Source organism: bacterium (genome assembly GCA_012517375.1).
GTDB lineage: Bacteria > Hydrothermota > Tepidihabitantia > B3-TA06 > B3-TA06 > JAAYVC01.
The window spans coordinates 1-18,077 of sequence record JAAYVC010000090.1 but is presented as its reverse complement, the minus strand read 5'-3'; the positions used below and the strand labels follow the sequence as shown (position 1 = coordinate 18,077).

Here is an 18,077-nt window from a genome sequence, read left to right as displayed (position 1 = left end):
TGGTCAAAAGATGGTCAAAAGATGGTCAGAAATGGGACAAAACCCGGGGTCCCCGCGAAATTGCGAAGCGATTTTGTGGGGTAAAAGTTGCCCCCCTTATGAAGGGAAGAAGGGGGGAAGGAAAAGGGGGACAGTTCGATTGTCTTTGTGAGCTTGCGACCAGAAACCGATATCTCCCCCTTGATAGGGGAGAATGAAAGTGAGGGTGTCACCCTCCCCTTTCTCCCCTCCCGTCGAGGGAGGGGTATTATTACCTCCCCCTTTGACGGGCGCGGGTGTTACGGGGGAGGGTAGGGTGGGGGTGTCATCGCGAGGGAGCGGCTCGAAGCCGCATGAGCGCAAGCTTTGCTTCCGCCGATGCGAAAACGACCGTGGCGTACCGTCCAGGGGACGCATGCTCCTGGCAGTATCTTACAACATGGGGGATTGACACGTGCGTTTTTAGCTTAGCGTCAGGAGATGGCTCTCTCCGCTCACCTTGCAGAGCTTCGGTCGGCAGCTGAACGGAGTTCAGCCTATGCGACCCCTGGTTGCTCGCTCGCATAATGACGGATGGCGGGGCATTCGTCATAATAAGTAGGGGCCGACTTTTAAGTCGGCCCGCACGTCTCTTATATAGTTATGCCTAAATGGAATGCGATTTATAAAAGGGTAGCTTCTGGTCTTTTGAGTGACTTGAGAAAAGTTTCTGTCAATTCTTCCTGGAACCTGGCTTTATTTTTAATCTGAAAATTATCAATTCTAACTATCAATTCTGCAACTATCTTATTTTCCTTAGACGTTTTCTCATTGGGGTTTAATAAACAGAGAGTACATGTCGAATGTGATGAAGGCTGGTAGCATTTCTCAGGGATGTCGAAGCTTCTACAAAGCTTCTTTAATCCTGTGAACCAAAATTCTCGAAAACATTGAACAAAGTCGTTTTTGGGATGCTCTTTTAGTTTAGACACGATTGTTTTCCAGAGGCCTCGTTTGTTTTGTTTTAAGTCTTCGCTGACAAAAGTAGCTTTAATTTGCCACTCTGAACCAGCAGGCTTGCCAATATTGGATATTTCTTTATGGGAAATTTCTACTTTCATTTGACCTCCTTTCTTGGTCAGTTTTGAGATAGTTTGAAACTACACTATTATCAATAGAAACCATTAACATCGTTGTTGTTTTTTTGACTTTGTAAACGTAAGAAATCAAGAAGGTTATGCGCTCGCCTTTAAGAGTGGTTTAATTCACCTTTACAATCTTCGTAACACCACCGTTATTACCCTTGGCAAAGTAGGTTCCTTCTGAAAGAGAATTAACCATTACTTCACCATTGGAGATTTGGCAGTCCACTTTCTGTCCTGAAATGTTGTAAACTGAGTTACAATCATCTACATGGACTGAAACACCGGTAGCTAAAATACTTTTCGGCTTAATAGGGTCATTAGCGTTAGGCGTTTCCATAACAGCTTGAACTTCGTCTGGTGTAAATATTAGGACTTGGAGGTAAATGTTGAGTAGTTTATAATCACCAGGTCTTGTTATACCAAGCAATTTTATTGTATGTATACCTTTTTGGAGTGTTGTTAAATAAGACCTATTACAAAATTCATACATAGTAGTAATTGTAATAGGATTATTATCTATATTAATACTATTACTGCTCATAGTAACATTCCAAAAACCACCGCTAGTAATTAATATAGTTGAAGTAGTATCTAACTCAACGGTTATTTTTGCAGCTTCATAATTATCTGATATTGGTAAATTTGTAATTTCTCCAGGATGTTCATCTGATACAATTATCTGTCCCGCTATAGCGGGCATGGCAAATAGCATTAAAAATGCTGTAGTGAAAAGTTTTTTTCATCTTATCCTCCTTTAAGGATTGTCTCCTGTGAATGAGAAAAGCATAGTCCGATGATTCAGCTTGTCAAGCCTTTTACGTTTTAGGTTAAGGTATATGTTATCCTTATACAACGAGAACAAAGACGTGTTTAAGCTTGTCAATAAAAAAGTCCCGCCTTTCAGCAGGACTTAAATTTCTTTTTTCGATGGTGCCCCGAGGTCAAGACGGGGTCCCCACAAAAACACGTTGTGTTTTTGTGGGGGTTAAAAAAAGTTCCCCCGAGAGAAGAGTTTCTCTCGGGGGTCAAATTAAAGAGGGAATGCAAACATGAGAAGTTCAAGCCGCACGGTCAATTAGTATCACTCGGCTGAATGTGTTACCACACTTACACCTGTGACCTATCAAACTCGTAGTCTTCGAGCGACCTTCAGGAGGCTTACGCCTCGGGAAACCTTATCTTGAGGTTGGCTTCCCGCTTAGATGCTTTCAGCGGTTATCCAATCCGCACATGGCTACCCGGCGGTGCCGCTGGCGCGACAACCGGTACACCAGAGGTGCGTCCATTCCGGTCTTCTCATACTAGGAACAGCTCCTCGCAAGTTTCCTCCGCCCACGATGGATAGAGACCGAACTGTCTCACGACGTTCTGAACCCAGCTCACGTAGCGCTTTAATGGGCGAACAGACCAACCCTTGGGACCTTCTCCGGCCCCAGGATGCGCTGAGCCGACATCGAGGTGCCAAACACCGCCGTCTATAAGAACTATCGGGCGGTATCAGCCTGTTATCCCCGGAGTACCTTTTATCCGATGAGCGATGGCCCTACCACAGGGAACCACCGGGTCACTAGGTCCGCGTTTCCGCTCTGCTTGGCTCGTCAGCCTCACAGTCAAGCTTGCTTGTGCCCTTACACTCCACACACGGTTACCGTCCGTGCTGAGCAAACCTTTGAACGCCTCCGTTACACTTTAGGAGGCAACCGCCCCAGTCAAACTGCCCGCCTGGCACTGTCTCCAGCTTCGTTGGCATGGATTAGAATCCCAACAACCCAAGGGTGGTATTCCACCGGTGACTCCACCCAGACTAGCGTCCGGGCTTCATAGTCTCCCACCTATGCTACACATGAATTGCCAAGACCCAATGCCAAGTTACAGTAAAGGTTCACGGGGTCTTCTTGTCCAATCGCGGGTAGGCGGCATCTTCACCGCCACTACAAGTTCGCCGAGCACTCCGTCGAGACGGCGCTTCACTCGTTACGCCATTCGTGCGGGTCGGAACTTACCCGACAAGGAATTTCGCTACCTTAGGACCGTTAGAGTTACGGCCGCCGTTTGCCGGGGCTTCGGTCGGGAGCTGCGTCCCCTTACGGGGAGTGACCCCCTTCCTTAACCTTCCGGCACCGGGCAGGCGTCAGGCCCTATACGTCGTCTTGCGACTTAGCAGAGCCCTGTGTTTTTGTTAAACAGTCGGTGAAGCCTATTCTCTGCGGCCCTCCCTAACTTGTCAAACGAGTTAACTTGCCAGGGAAGGCATCCCTTCTTCCGAAGTTACGGGATCAACTTGCCGAGTTCCTTAACGGAGTCTCACTCGAGCGCCTGAGGATACTCTCCTCGCCTACCTGTGTCGGTTTGCGGTACGGTCGGATATTAATCTGGCATAGAGGATTTTCTCGGCGTGGTTTCGAGACGAGTTTGCGGCACAAGGCCTCCCATTCCTCCTTTGGACTCGGGCCCGCGGATTTGCCTACGGACCATCCTCCGGAGTTAGACCACCATCCAACAGGTGGCTCATCTCTACTGCACGCGTCCCCCCGTAGCTCATAACGATTAACAACCGGTACGGGAATATTAACCCGTTTCCCATCGACTACGCCTTTCGGCCTCGCCTTAGGGACCGACTGACCCTGGGAGGATTAACCTTCCCCAGGAAACCTTAGGCTTACGGCGGACAGGTTTTTCGCCTGTCTTGTCGCTACTAATGCCGGCATGATCACTTCCGATACGTCGAGCGCACTTCGCAGTACGCCTTCACTCGCTTACGGAACGCTCCCCTACCGCGACGCTCCGAAGAGCGCCACCTATAGCTTCGGCGATTGGCTTAGCCCCGTTATATCTTCGGCGCGGAACCACTCGACTGGTAAGCTATTACGCACTTTTTAAATGATGGCTGCTTCTAAGCCAACATCCCAGCTGTTTAAGCAATTCCACTTCCTTTGCCACTTAGCCAATACTTGGGGGCCTTAGCTGATAGTCTGGGTTGTTTCCCTTTTGGCAACGGTGCTTATCCATCGCTGCCTCACTCCCAGGCTCTGGAGTAACGGCATTCGGAGTTTGGCTGAATTTGGAGGGATATCTCCCTCCTTATTCAATCAGTCGCTCTACCTCCGTTACTGAACGCCTGAGGCTGTCCCTCAAGACATTTCGGGGAGAACCAGCTATACCCCGGTTTGATTAGTCTTTCGCTCCGACCCACAGCTCATCCGAGGATTTTGAAACATCCACCGGTTCGGACCTTCACGCAGTGTTACCTGCGCTTCATCCTGGCCATGGGTAGATCACCGGGCTTCGGGTCAACTACATACGACTTAACGCCCTATTTGGACTCGCTTTCGCTTCGGCTCCGTCCCTTAAGGACTTAACCTTGCCGCATAAAGTTACTTACCGGCTCATTATGCAAAAGGCACGCAGTCACCCTATCTTGGCGGGTTGCCCCGACAAGAATCAGGCTCCTACTGATTGTAAGTGCACGGTTTCAGGTTCTATTTCACTCCCGTCTCCGGGTTCTTTTCACCGTTCCTTCACAGTACTGGTCCACTATCGGTCATCTGGACGTATTTAGCCTTAGGCGGTGGGCCGCCCAAATTCCCACAGGGTTCCACGTGTCCCGTGGTACTCGGGTGTCTTACTAGGAGACGCATAAACTTTCGCTTACAGGACTATCACCTGCTATGGTTTGCCTTTCCAGGACAATTCAGCTAGTCTGTGCGTTTTGTAACTCCTTCCTCGGAGCTGCAACTCGAGGTCGTAAGATCCCACGACACCGTTGAGGCAAGGCTTGCAGACTTGGCACCTCAATCGGTTTAGGCTGTTCCCTTTTCGCTCGCCGCTACTGGGGGAATCGCTTCGCTTTCTCTTCCTCCGGGTACTGAGATGTTTCACTTCTCCGGGTTGGCTTCCCGGTCACGTTGTGGCCGGGATAACGAGACATAACTCTCGCTGGGTTGTCCCATTCGGAAATCGCCGGGTCAAAGGTTGTTTGCACCTCTCCGGCGCTTATCGCAGCTTACCACGTCCTTCTTCGCCGCCAGATACCAAGGCATCCGCCGCGCACTCTTAGTAGCTTGAACTTGTATCTCCGCTTGCATTCCCAATTTTCCAAAGAGCGTGTTCTTTAATCTCTTGATTTTATCACAAGACTTAGAAGAACATGAGTGGAAGGACACGGTCCTTCCACCGTTCAATTTCGTAATACCGCTTCTCTCGCCCTGCAGAAAAGGATTATAATCAACTTTTCGGGTTTGTCAAGTAGTACGGAACACCATTTTGTTCAATCCGGACGTCTAAATCGCTTTCCAGAGACGCCTTGCTACGACCTGAGGGTTTAATGTAGAAAAAATAACCTGACAATACGTTTCTATCTTTCTTTTTGATGGCAACTTAAAGACGCAACCCCGTTAGCGATTAACTCTATTGTTGATTGCACTTATAGAGGTCGCGGTTACGATATAGCTATTCAGATTCGCCTACGAAGTTGATAACCACTTCCTTGATATCCCAGAGGTGGTCGAGCTTTTCGTGAATCTCCTCCGCGATATGGGAGGCGAACTTGTGCTCGCGGGTAAGATCGAGGTCTATAGTGATGACGCCGTCCTTAACGTCGAAGTCCCTTAAAAGCTGCATGCGGACTATGGAGGCGCCGGTGAGAGGGTTAAGTACGTTTCTAAGTTTGCGCAGGAGGACGTCCGGCGTGGTAGGAATCTTTTCCGCGAGTCCATGCTTTTCCTTCCACTGGTCGATGGCTGAGCGAAGCGCGTCGACTGCGAGGACGGCGCAGTGCATCTTGACGGGCGGCAGACCGTCAAGCTCATCTGCAGCCTCCTTCCAGCCAACTTTCTCGGCTTCCTCAATGGTTTTCCCTTTTACCATTTCGGTCAGGATGGAGCCTGTGGCTATGTTCGAGGCGCATCCGAAACTCTCGAATTTGATGTCGGTTATGATATGGGTTTTCTCGTCGACCTTAAGGGAGAGTTTGAGCATATCGCCGCAGGCAGGACTTCCCTCCATTGCCGTAGCGTCCGCGTCCTTAATCTCGCCTACGTTATGAGGATTCTTGAAATGTTCTATGACTTTCTTTGAATACGGCAAAGCCATTCATGCCTCCTTATCGGGTGCACCGGGTGTTTCGAGTGTTTCAGGTGTTTCAGGTGTTACGGAGGGTGTTACGGGAGGTGTTACGGGTGTTAGAGGTGAGAGTTTTCTTAAATCGGAAACCACTTCCTTTAACTCCTTCAATGTCTTAGTGATTTCGTCCTGTGTATTGAATCGCGAGAAGCTGAAGCGCATAGAGCCGTGCGCCTGCTCGTGCGGTCTGCCCATTGCCAGGAGGATGTAGGATGCCTCAAGCGCCTTGGAGAAGCAGGCGGAGCCTGTGGCAACGGCTATACCCCGCATATCGAGATGAAGGAGTATCGATTCGCCCTCGATGAAATCGAAAGTAACGTTCAGGATATGAGGGGCGCCTTGTTCCAGAGAACCGTTGAGATGCACCCACGGTATCTCTTCTTCGATGCCTTGCCATAGTCTGCGCCGGAGTGAATCTATGTATGCTACTTGTTCGGGCTTTATCATTGAGATAGCCTTTGCCATCCCTGCAGCTCCAGCAACATTCTCAATACCCGGCCTTAACTCGAACTCGTTGTAGCCGCCGAAAAGTACAGGCGAGAGCTTTATCCCTTTGCGACGATAAAGCGCGCCAATCCCCTTTGGCCCGTGTATCTTATGACCGGAAAGGGAAACGAGGGACAGATTCATATCTTTTACGTTTAGAGGAACCTTGCCCCAGCCCTGCACGGCATCAGAGTGAAGGATGACGCCCCGCTCTTTGCATAGTTTGCCAATCTCTTCAAGCGGCTGGATTACCCCGACTTCATGGTTTACATGCTGAACAGAACATAGAGCGGTTCCTGGAACCAGCGCTTTATCAAGTTCATCGAGCTTTACCCGGCCATCTTTATCCACGCCTGCAATTACGAGTTCTACCCCATCTTTAACAAGATTGCGGAGCGTATTGAGAACGGATTCATGCTCTACTGCGGAGGTCACAACGCGGGCGGGTTTTTTATGATTTTTCAAATATCCCTGCAATGCCAGATTGTTCGATTCCGTTCCGCCGGAAGTAAGAATTATCTCACCGGGCTCGGCGTTTATCGACTCGGCTATTGCAGCTCGTGCACGCTCAAGCCTGTCTTTGGATTCGAGTGAAGCCTGATGCCCGAAATGGCCAGACGGAGCCGCATACTCTTCCACAAGAAGCGGTTTCATCTCCTCGAGCACCCATGGGTCCATTTGAGTAGTGGTTGCGTTATCGAGGTATATATCATTCATCTTTAGTCGAGCCCCTGGCTTTTATTGTATCGCACCTTACAGCCCTTGGCAGGAACCATCCCGAGCGCCGGAGTCTCTTGTCTATCCTTGAGAGAATAACGAAATACGCGACCAGAGCGAGTCCCATGCTCGCAAGCTTAACCCACAGCACCGCGCCAAAAGCCTGGAATATGAACCACAGGGATATGAGGAGTATGATTGGACCTATGAAAACGAGCAGAGAGGAGATTATTGCAGGAGCAGAAGCCGTCATGATCATGACCCCATCCCCTGCATTAAGCTTGCCCTGGGCTCTTGCAATCAGCACCCTCTCCCTGCCCATCGGAAAGCATATAACCCGCTGACCGCATGATGCGCAACCGCCATGCTGCGGCATCCTGACTTTGACAAGAGGGCCTTCGATTTTGAGAACCTCTCCGTATTCTTCTTGTAGCATTAAAATAATTATAGGTTTTTGGTAGGATTTGTCAAGTTTTTCCGCCTTTTTCTCAAGCTATTCATGAAAAAAGAAGTTTACGAATGCCCGGAGAAAAGTCAACTTATATTTATCACTGGCTCATTTCCTGTTTTGCAGATTGTTCAAGACCCACTTTGGGCCGGAAAACGAACGCCGCTATTACAAGAACCAGCAATGATACAAGAAAAGCGACAATGCCGTCGATAAGTCCAAAAACAGGCAGAATCTTCAGCCAGATAAGAACGACCGAAACCTCTCCGGCGATGATGGATAGGATAGGCGCCAGCGGGCTGATTTTCTTGAAATAGAGAGCTGCAATTGTCGAGGGCGTAAGAGCTATCAAACCCGAAAAAGTGGTTTTGACGAGTGTTGTAAAAATCCCTGCAGAACCGAACCCGGCAAAAACGAAGCCTATGACAATGAAGCATAAACCCATAGTCAGGATGCGGCCGATAAGGACCTTGTTCTTTTTTATACCCAGGTCGTTCGTAAGCATAGTTGAGAGCGCCAGGAGCTGGGCTACAGCGGTGGAGATAAGAGCGGCAAGAGCGCCCGTCATGACCAAAGCGTGCACCCAGGAGGGAGCATAATTGGAGACCATGGTCGGAAGAACCATATCGGGATTGGTAAAATTCAGCTTGGTTCCGCGCGCCCAGACACCGACAAGAACAGGTGCAAGAAAAAGGAAGCATATAAGCAATGGATAAAGCCATGCACTCGCTTTCAGCGATTTAATCGACTTTGCAGTATAAAACCGCGTGAAGAGCTGAGGAAACAGCGGATTGACAAGACTCCAGAGTATGATAAACGACAACCATTTTAATGGAGTGAAAAATCCTTGCGGACCAGGACGCATGAAATGTTCAGGTGAGGAGTTGAATGCCTTTAAACCGGCTTGGCAAAAACCTCCCAACCCTTTGGAGATGAAAACGACCGCCGTTATCATGGCAACGATCATTATTCCTCCCTGCATGACGTCGGTCCATGCCGTGCCCCTCATACCGGTCAGGGCTACGAAGCCGCCTATCAAAAGAATCACTATCACGGCGCTGATTTTAGTAATGTCGGCCCCCGCAAGACTCGAAAGAATCATTCCTGCACCCAACGCCTGCGTAAAAAGATAAGGCAATGTAAAAACAACCATGACTGCAAACACGATTATTCGAAGCAGAGGGCTCGCGAACTCGCCGGCCAGCAGCTCAGGAGCGGTTAAGTATCCCTTTTCACGACCTAGCTTCCAGACTTTCCTTCCAATGAAATAGAAGGACACGGGAACAAGAGCCGTCCCGACTCCCATGATTCCGTACTGGCCAAGACCGAACTGCCATGACGCTCCTGCAAAACCGAGGAAAAAGAACGCAGAGAAGTTTGTTGCCGCAAAACTCAAAAAATAGACAAGGGGTCCGAGAGAGCGGCCTGCAAGGAAAAAATCCTCCGGGGTGTTCCTGGTTTTCTTGTATGCAATCACGGAGATGACAATGAACAGCGCGAAGTATATCCCCAGAATGACCCAGTTCATTCGCTCTCCTCCTTCCATACAGCTGCTGCAAGAAAGCCGTAAGCCAGGCCAATGATTAAGATTAACACCGCCTGAAACCACAGCCACAGAGGTACGCCAAGGATAAGCCTTGGGACTTTACCCCAGTTGTAGAAATCGAGGCTTAAACCCGCCAGAAAAAGCCATGTGATGAGCCACAACAGACCGTTTCTTAATGAAAAACGTCGTGAATTCGATTGATTTTTCTGCATCATCTTCTCCATAATTGCAGGCAACAAACACCCGGTTCTGCAATGATAGGCCGGGCAATATCGCCCATGATTTTTTATCTTTCTGCAAATTCCTTTTTGGTTTTTCCTGGATTGGCCGGCTGGAAAAAACTAACAGTGCCGCTAGGTTGAAATCTACTTTATTTCAGATGATTGTCAACAACAATCTAGATAAAAACGAGGGAAATCGGTTATATTCAGAGCTTCTTTCTGCGGGAAGGACTGCACGCCTTGACGCAAATCCCGCATATATGCTGCCCTGCCAGCTTTTTACGGACAAATGTATCCAGTTGAGAATAACAACGCTCGTGATCGAAGAATGCCGGATCATCCGCAATCGCGGACGCAGGGCAAGCATCGATGCAGTCGCGGCATTCACCGCAATCTTGATCCAGAGGCCTGCCCGCATCAAGCTCAGCATCCGTGAGAACCGATACCAGTCTTATTTGCGAACCGCAGTCAGGCGTCACAAGAAGATTATTCCTGCCCAACCATCCCAGGCCTGCCTCTACCGCCGCATGCTTGTGAGAAAAAATCCCTCTTTGTTTTTCCCAGTCAACAAGTTGAGATGCAGGAACAGGAAAAGCCTTGTGCCCTCCAGCTTGCAGGAATCGAACGATTTTTAAGGCAAGCTGGTCGAGAGCCATGTTCACCGTTCGATAGTGGTGATAATATGTTTTAGTAGGATAATCGGTTATCTCCGCAAGAACGCTTTCCGAAAGCCTTATGGCGGCAACAATCACATACTTGAAATCCCCATGAACCAGGTTGCGCTCGCTTGAAATAGTCTTTGTGCCTGCCGCTCCTGCAAGATCGGCTCCCTGGGATAGGACGTATTTTATCAATTCCTGTGTCAGATTATTGCTGTTCTTCATGGTCAGAATTGAGAAATCTGTACAAAGCCAGCAAGGCAACTGGTGTTACGCCCGATATCCGCGACGCTTGCCCAAGACTTGTAGGAAGTATGTTTTTTAGCTTCTCGATTACTTCGTTGGATAATCCCTGTATCTTTTCGTAAATTATCCCTTCCGGTATTCTCACATTCTCAATCTTCTGGAATCTTTTTGCTTCCAAGAGGGCACGTTCAACATAACCCTTGTATTTAATCTCTATTTCGACACGCTCCCTGACCGTCTCCGAGAGTGCACTCAAGTCTTTATCGATATCCATTAAATCGCTTAGTACTATCTCCGGACGCCTGAGAACTTCGGCAAGGCTGAGTCTTTCCGTTGTCGAATCCGCACCGTGTGCTTCAAGAACCTTATTAGTCATTGCTATGGAAGGCCTTGATTTCACGAGCCTCTCAACTGTTTCATTAACGGCTGTTTCTACGACCTCGACATTGTGAAAGTCCTTCTCCCTCAACAACCCGATTCTCTTACCGAGTTCGGATAATCTTGCCGCGGCGTTGTCCTCACGAAGCAGTAAACGATACTCCACCCGCGAGGTAAACATTCTATAAGGTTCGTTGGTTCCTTTGGTCACAAGATCATCTATAAGGACTCCGATATACGCCTGATCCCTTCTTAAGACAAAGGGCGTCTCACCCCTCACTCTGAGTGCGGCGTTAATGCCTGCCAGGAGCCCCTGGGCTGCGGCCTCTTCGTAACCGGTTGTTCCGTTAATCTGACCCGCAAGAAAAAGATCGTCGATAGATTTCGATTCAAGCCATGCAAAAAGCTGCGTTGGCTGGACAAAATCGTGCTCGACTGCGTATCCTGGTCTTGTGAGTTCCGCCCCTTCCATTCCCGGGATTTCCTGAATCATCTTTTTCTGAACGTCCAAGGGAAGGCTGGTCGAGAGTCCGTTAGGGTAAATCTCGTGCGTTGTAAGACCCTCGGGCTCTATGAATACCCTGTGCGAATCCTTGTCCTCGAACCTGATGACCTTATCCTCAATGGATGGGCAGTATCTCACTCCGGTGCCTTTTATTTGTCCGGTGTAAAGAGGCGAACGATCAAGGTTTTCTTTTATAATCTCGTGAACGACATTGTTTGTCCTTGTAAGGTAGCATTTAACTTGATTCTTAAGCTTGAATTTCGTGAAAAATGAAAGACCGGGCGGCGGTTCCTCTCCGGGCTGCGGTTCCATTTTTGAATAATCAAGAGTGCGTCCGTCTATTCTCGCAGGAGTGCCTGTCTTGAACCTGCCCATCTCGAAACCCAGTACCCTCAGGGTTTTGGAAAGAAGGTTGGGTGACTGATCGGCAAGTCTTCCGCCCGGGAAACTGTCGACTCCAATATGAAGTAACCCGGAGAGAAAAGTGCCGGGGGCAAGAACTACAACACGAGAACGAATCCTTCCCGCGGTCTTTGCCTCTACTCCTGCAACTCGGCCGTTTTCTATGAATAGCGACTCCGCCTCGTCCTGCCAAAGCGAAAGATTAGGCGTCTCTTCGAGCACCCGTTTAGCAAAATCCCTGTATAAAGACTTATCGCACTGGATTCTTGTAGATTGCACAGCGGGTCCCTTGCTGCGATTGAGCTTGCGGAAATGGATCCCGCACCGGTCGGCAAGCCTTGCCTGAAGACCGCCGAGCGCGTCTATCTCCCGAACAAGCTGGCTTTTCCCCAAGCCGCCTATTGCGGGGTTGCAGGACATGAGGCCTATGGTTTCCAAGTTCAAGGCGATCATAAGTGTTCTGCACCCCATCCTTGCAGAAGCATAGGAAGCTTCTATGCCTGCATGGCCGCCTCCAATGACAATTACGTCGTAATTATCCACTGCTCAAACTCTGGATGAGCAAAAATGCCATAACGCCTGCCAAAACTATAAAGAGAACAGCCGTCAGTATCTTGGTTAAACCTGCCCGGCGCGTGAGAAACACCTGCAGGTGCTTCTCAGTCAAACCAAAGCGCACAAGGATAAAAACGATTACCAAAGGTATAATGAAGGCTATGTTGTAAAGAACAAGGTAGAGAAACGCCTTGGCTCGAAACTCAGATATCTGCGCCACGTAAACCAAAGTAGGCAGGTAAACCTGCCCGGTGCAAACCAGTTCAAAGAGCGATACAAAAAAACCTGTCACTACAGCGCCTATCAAGAATCCGCCGAGCGTTGTTCGTTCCCTTATCATTTTATTCATGCGCTTGCGGATCCTGTCAGGCATCTTAAGAGTCATCTTGTCTCCCTGACCTCTCTTTAGCAGCCAGTAATCCCTGAACGAAAAGAAAGCGAGTACTATGAGAAAAACGACCGTGAAAGCAAAGATTGCCCTTGACACCCATCGCAGAACGGTGAGGATTGCAAGAAGCTCGTACGCAATAAGACCGAGTATGAAATATGTAAGGAAAACTGAAACAATGAAAGGAATAGCAACCCAGATGACCTTGCGCCGGTCTACACCAAGCACCGAAAGATACGTTATAAAGAAGATAAGGGTGGCGAAGGCGCAGGGATTGATGCCGTCTATAAGTCCTGCGCCGATTATCGGCAGTATCCTGAACTCTTTGAATTGTTTTATTATCTGCTCTTTCCCCTTGCCCCGCAATGAATCAATCGTTTCCCAGGGAATCTTGTTTTCGCGTTCGGATTTGACGAGCGCTTTGATTTTTGTTTGAGAGATTCCATCTCCCATAAGATAACCCTTACCTACGAATACTACCGGAGTCAGCAGGCGTTTATCTTTAGGTATCGAGTAAGCCTCGTTAAATGCAGCGAGAAGCGTTTTAGAAGCCGTATCTTCTATGCTGTAAACCTTGATTGAAAGCGATGAGTCCTCTGACGCTATTGCACGCAGAAGCGAGCGAGCCCGGTCGCATTCCTTGCATCCATAAGTGGAAAAGAATACCAGTTCGCGGCTGCCTGTGGTGGAAAACGTTGAATCCGTTGGTATATTGATGGTATCGACATTTATGGAGAAAGAATGTTTTGAGTAGGATGCGGAATCCGACTTGGAGTAGTCGGGTCTTAGAGATAAAAGTTGGGATTCAAGATTTTGTTTAACATCATCTTCACCTGCTGCAACCTTGCCTTCAAAGAACAACACCGGTATTTCGTTGTCGCGATCATTCGCCTCAGCCTCCATCTGTTCGAGAAGGGTATATTCTTTGGATTCGTTAATATCGTGCAGTTTTACCGTGAAAAGTCCCGGATGCCTTTTTGCCAGTTGAGGAAGAAAAACCTTCAGAATCCTCATGCAATGCGGGCAATCGGGAGCGAAAAACAAATCAATTAGCACAGGAATGTGTTTTCCCGAAACCTTAGAAGCGGTATCGGGCACCAGGGAGGAGTCTATCGCTACACCCTCATCCCCTAGATAGGGCGCTATCATCTTTTGTATTGCTTGATCCTCAGGATATTTGTCGGACAAAGGAATTACTTCGTTTTCCTCAAGGGGTAGCGTATTACTGTCGATCTTGAATTGAGCGACTCCGAAATATTTGGCGTCCGCCCCTGCTCCAAGGATGTATGCATTACCAACTTTTTCAGGATTAGGAAGATTAGCCGGTGTATGCCCTGAGACGATGACGCTTATCTCAGGAAACTGCAAGGCGATCTTGCGCTCCTCGTCAATGCCGAGATGGGAAAGGAGTATTATGAAATCTCCTTTCTCCTTCAACTCCTGCATCATCGATTTCAGCTCGCTTAGAGGATCTGACGCCATTACCCCGGAAAGGAGCTTTGAATCGTAGAAGAGGAAAGCATTCTTGTTAATGAGCGAAGTAATGACTATCTTGTGTCCGTCGATCTCTTTGATTATATAAGGCGAAACGAGTCTCCTTCCCTGCCTGAAGACGTTAAGTGAAACTAAGGGCAGCCTGTCCTTGATTCTTGATGAGAAGAATTCGTAGCCGTCCACAAGTTCCTGATCCCCCAAGGCAACGGCATCGAGAGGTATTTTAGCGTAAGCTTCAACAAATACGGAATCCTTAAGCCGGGAAGGGAATGGAGCCAGGATATCGCCCGCGTCAAGAATTAAAAGCGACGGATTTTTTTTCCTTACCTCGTTAATAGCGCTTGCCCTGCGGGGCAGTCCTCCGTATGGATCATCCGGACAATGACACCATGAAAGCGTTCCGTTAGGTGAAGCAATGTAGAATACGCTTAACCCCTGGGCATCTAGAGAGCGGACAACCCCGGTTAGAAGGAGAATCCCCACTAAATTTCTCAACATACGGAGTTGAATATAGCTAAGAATGCACTCATGTCAAGGTCTTTACAACTCGTCTTTGTTGCGTAAAATTCGATTGTGAAAGAGTACTCTGACGGAAAAGCCTACCTGCTCAGATTTGACAAAGGAGAGGAAGTGGTAGCTAAACTGCTTGACTGGGCAGCCAAGACAAAACTCGATGGAGCCTTTTTAACTGGTATCGGTGCCGTTGAACAGCCAAAACTGGGTTATTATGACGCTCATAAAAAGGCTTATATAGACAGGGAATTCGATGGCGAGTACGAAATAGCGTCCCTTGCCGGAAATCTCGGCTGGGACGAAGCGAATCCTTTAGCGCATATACACGTCTCCATCTCAGGCCCTAACTTTCTGGCTTTCGGCGGACACTTGTATTCCGCTATCGTTTCAGGTACTCTGGAGATGAACGTCATACCTTTTCAGTCGAGATTGAACAGACGATACCGTGAAGAGCTTAATCTTAAGCTTCTTGATTAAAGAAGGGCCCGTAGCTCAATGGCAGAGCAGCTGACTCATAATCAGTTGGTTGTAGGTTCGAATCCTTCCGGGCCCACTTTTCTTTCCAGTGATGCCTGATACTAAAAAAACAACCAATAGAAAAGGCAAATCGCAACCAATTTCTACGGAAAAAAAGCCTGTCTCTGCATCAAGAAAGAAACCTTCACCCAGAATTACGAATTCAAAAAAAAGAATTCCTGAAGAGATTCGATGGAGGGTTTTTCTTGCGACAGATAGACCATGGCGAACCGTTATCGCGCTTATAATAATAGCCGCTACGATTTTAGTCTTCGGAATATGGGTTGCATACTGGGCCGGAATACTCGCCTTTTTGGTTTTTTTTGCAATGCTGAACCCTTACTTTATTCCGATAAACTACCACTTGACAAAAGAAGAAATAGTCATCAAGAAGTTTTACTTTACCGATAAGCGCACCTGGAAGATGTTCAGACGCTACTTCATTACCCCGTCCGGGATAGTACTATCGACATTTGCGGAGCGGAAAAAATTCTTGGATAACTTCCGGGGCGTTCAGCTTTTTCTGCCTAATGACAAAGACGAGAGGAACAGAATACTGGATTTTATCGAGACTAAACTACCTCTTGATTCCGGTCAAAGCCGCTAGAGAAGAAAAAGCAGCCTCTAGTGGTCTTATCTCCATTACGAGATACGCATCCGTATCCTTCGCAAAAGAGAAGTAAGGTTCGATGTCTGCCTGATCCGTAACAACCTCGTGAGCGTCAAAATCACCAGCATTATCATGTACGTGAACGACTCGTATTTCGTCCCTGTGCTCCATAAAGAAGCCAAACTCCGCCTCGGCAGTCTTGGGATTAACCGTTTTAAGATGCCCTATGTCCATTGTATAAGATAACCCTTCCACTTTGTTGAGGATATCCCTGACAAACTGATGGTGAAACCCTCCAACGTTCTCTATCGATACAGGTGGTCCTTTACGCAGCAGATTGGCAGCTCTTGTAAGCCTCATCAGAAGCGTAGTTTCGTAATATTCGCGGAAAAGGTCCGTTCCCAATCTTTTCTGTCCTGAAAAGGCGAAATAAGGAGCATCCCCAAGGTGTATGGTCAACGCCCTGCAGCCTGTATCATTGGCCTCGGTCTGGATTCTTACAAGCCACATAAGATAGCGCGCAAAAACCTCCTCTTCAACCGTAAAGAATCCAATACTCTCAGGCAGATGTGCAACCCATGTAATACCCTCCCCTGTGACTACGTTGACTATCTCCTTCCTGTCTTTTTCTGAACTTATCTGAGCAAGGAAGTAAGGATTGTTAAGGTTAATTTCCATCACCCTCACGTCTCTCAGCGCAAGATAACTCATAGCCTCGGCAATTGAAGGAAATCCCTCGAATATTTGCACACCCGTACGTTCGATGAAGGAGTCATTAAGCATGATAGATTTTACGGATAACAAAAACTATTTCAAGTAATATTAATCATGCAGGATGTGAATGTTCTTCTTTGATTAGTCGTTCAGTTCTAGCCAGTTCTCTGCGGTTCCTTATTAAAATTTCATCTTTAATATCCTGAGGGATGCCTTGATCCTGCTCTATCTGAGCGATTATGAATTGCGTATCCTCTATTCGTTTTTCGAATTCGCTTATTCTGACTTCATTATCCTTTGATGGTTTTTCTTTCTTTCGCTTGATTAATCCCCATACGTAATAGGCAGATAGAGGAAGAATCAGGGTTGCGGAAGCTCCTGTAAGCCAGAACCACCACGCCCCGGGAAAAAAAAGATAAAGCATGCTGAAAAAAAGACCTGCCGTTGCAACAAGAACAACCCAGGCTGCAAACAATCTCTCCTGCCTGAACGAAAGCCTTTTTAATTCAGCAAGGGTGGATGCCACCGTATCCTCCTCCTTTATTGAAAAAACATCCGTCAGTCTCTGACTCGTAGGATCGAAGTCTGCAACAAGAAGTTCAAACTCCGAAGAACCCTCCATCCTGGAAAAGCTTATCTTGATGGAATTAAAACGCCGTTCCCGAAGTATAAAATGGTTAACCCGTCTTAGAAATCGTGCGAAATCTGTTGTGTTAGCAAAAGAACTTGTGTTTCTTACGTCATCCATTCTCTCAAGCCAGCGTCTGAGAGAAAGTCTGTGCCACGAAGCCGATCCTTCACGGTAGACCCAGCGTTCTATCTCAGCTAAGGCTTCCTCTTCATCAGATTTGAGATAGAAAACACCCTGAGAAATAAATATATCCCCAGCCGCAGAAAGCTTCTCTCCGGCATCGGGAAGAAGACCAATCTTTACGATGGTTGAACCATGACTGAAGCCGAAATCCAGTTCACCGGCAATTCGTTCTGGCGTCAAACCGGAACGCAAGAGGATGGGGTCCGCTTCCATTGAATGTCGAAGCTCTTCAGGATTATCTGAACACAAAGCCGTTTCGATAAACCTGGAAAGCGTATTCGAAAACTCTCTCCTGTGCCATAGAAGACCCTGATCAATGTCGAGGGTACTTTTTGAAAGATCAAGCTCAAGCCTGACAAATCCGCCCCCGTCCTCAAAAAGGCGAGAAGTTAGTGAATAGGGAATCTCGTCCGCAAGATTTCCCTCATCGAGAATAAAAACAAGCGACCGGCGACCAGCGTAACGCTCCCAACCTGGATTACCAAAAACACCAGCTAAGTGACGCGAAATCCGGTACAAATCAAGCTCGCTAGCAAGCGAAAACACGGCAAGTTCCACAATCTTCTTGGGCGTTGGCGGCTCCTTTTCGCGGAAGAGGTCTAGAAAACCCATGGGGATTCTCCTCGGGAACTTATCATCAT

14 protein-coding genes, 1 tRNA gene and 1 rRNA gene are annotated in these 18,077 nt (G+C 48.0%); 3 read left to right on the top strand and 13 right to left on the bottom strand.

The genetic code is table 11. From position 1 onward, the window contains the following. Positions 1-641 precede the first annotated feature (641 nt). From GX441_09505 to GX441_09455, 11 genes are all read right to left on the bottom strand, one after another. The gene (locus tag GX441_09505; GenBank protein NLI98874.1) at positions 642-1,079 is read right to left on the bottom strand and encodes a hypothetical protein; all 438 of its coding nucleotides are present in this window, start codon (positions 1,077-1,079) and stop codon (positions 642-644) included. Positions 1,080-1,218: 139 nt separating this feature from the next. Continuing rightward, positions 1,219-1,803, bottom strand: a complete 585-nt coding sequence (locus GX441_09500; GenBank protein NLI98873.1) for a hypothetical protein — start codon at positions 1,801-1,803, stop codon at positions 1,219-1,221. Positions 1,804-2,156: 353 nt separating this feature from the next. Then, a 23S ribosomal RNA gene (locus GX441_09495) occupies positions 2,157-5,177 on the bottom strand. A gap of 375 nt (positions 5,178-5,552) precedes the next feature. Further along, complete coding sequence (locus tag GX441_09490; GenBank protein NLI98872.1) at positions 5,553-6,194, bottom strand: DUF59 domain-containing protein; 642 nt, start codon at positions 6,192-6,194, stop codon at positions 5,553-5,555. Beyond that, positions 6,195-7,427 carry a cysteine desulfurase gene (locus GX441_09485; GenBank protein NLI98871.1) on the bottom strand — a complete coding sequence of 411 codons (1,233 nt, stop codon included), beginning with the start codon at positions 7,425-7,427 and terminating at the stop codon, positions 6,195-6,197. Further along, positions 7,420-7,863 carry a SoxR reducing system RseC family protein gene (locus tag GX441_09480; GenBank protein ID NLI98870.1) on the bottom strand — a complete coding sequence of 148 codons (444 nt, stop codon included), beginning with the start codon at positions 7,861-7,863 and terminating at the stop codon, positions 7,420-7,422. The genes GX441_09485 and GX441_09480 overlap by 8 nt, the downstream gene beginning before the upstream one ends. 112 nt (positions 7,864-7,975) lie before the next feature. Next, positions 7,976-9,403, bottom strand: a complete 1,428-nt coding sequence (locus GX441_09475; GenBank protein NLI98869.1) for a sodium:solute symporter family protein — start codon at positions 9,401-9,403, stop codon at positions 7,976-7,978. Next, the gene (locus tag GX441_09470) at positions 9,400-9,636 is read right to left on the bottom strand and encodes a hypothetical protein (protein ID NLI98868.1); all 237 of its coding nucleotides are present in this window, start codon (positions 9,634-9,636) and stop codon (positions 9,400-9,402) included. The genes GX441_09475 and GX441_09470 overlap by 4 nt, the downstream gene beginning before the upstream one ends. 212 nt (positions 9,637-9,848) lie before the next feature. Beyond that, positions 9,849-10,526 (bottom strand): epoxyqueuosine reductase, encoded by a 678-nt coding sequence (locus GX441_09465; GenBank protein ID NLI98867.1) that lies wholly within the window; start codon positions 10,524-10,526, stop codon positions 9,849-9,851. Continuing rightward, the gene (gene mnmG, locus GX441_09460) at positions 10,510-12,375 is read right to left on the bottom strand and encodes a tRNA uridine-5-carboxymethylaminomethyl(34) synthesis enzyme MnmG (GenBank protein ID NLI98866.1); all 1,866 of its coding nucleotides are present in this window, start codon (positions 12,373-12,375) and stop codon (positions 10,510-10,512) included. The genes GX441_09465 and mnmG overlap by 17 nt, the downstream gene beginning before the upstream one ends. Further along, positions 12,368-14,767, bottom strand: a complete 2,400-nt coding sequence (locus GX441_09455; protein NLI98865.1) for a hypothetical protein — start codon at positions 14,765-14,767, stop codon at positions 12,368-12,370. Before GX441_09455 ends, mnmG begins: the two co-directional genes overlap by 8 nt. A gap of 75 nt (positions 14,768-14,842) precedes the next feature. Here GX441_09455 and GX441_09450 point away from each other — a divergent pair, with 75 nt between their 5' ends. From GX441_09450 to GX441_09440, 3 genes are all read left to right on the top strand, one after another. Next, positions 14,843-15,259, top strand: a complete 417-nt coding sequence (locus tag GX441_09450) for a DNA-binding protein (GenBank protein NLI98864.1) — start codon at positions 14,843-14,845, stop codon at positions 15,257-15,259. 4 nt (positions 15,260-15,263) lie between these two features. After that, a tRNA-Ile gene (locus tag GX441_09445) sits at positions 15,264-15,335 on the top strand. A gap of 15 nt (positions 15,336-15,350) precedes the next feature. After that, entirely contained in the window at positions 15,351-15,905 is a 555-nt protein-coding gene (locus tag GX441_09440) for a hypothetical protein (GenBank protein ID NLI98863.1), read from the top strand. Here GX441_09440 and GX441_09435 read toward each other — a convergent pair. Further along, the gene (locus GX441_09435) at positions 15,876-16,691 is read right to left on the bottom strand and encodes a hypothetical protein (GenBank protein NLI98862.1); all 816 of its coding nucleotides are present in this window, start codon (positions 16,689-16,691) and stop codon (positions 15,876-15,878) included. The genes GX441_09440 and GX441_09435 overlap by 30 nt on opposite strands. 43 nt (positions 16,692-16,734) lie before the next feature. Next, positions 16,735-18,048 (bottom strand): hypothetical protein, encoded by a 1,314-nt coding sequence (locus GX441_09430; GenBank protein ID NLI98861.1) that lies wholly within the window; start codon positions 18,046-18,048, stop codon positions 16,735-16,737. Positions 18,049-18,077 lie beyond the last annotated feature (29 nt).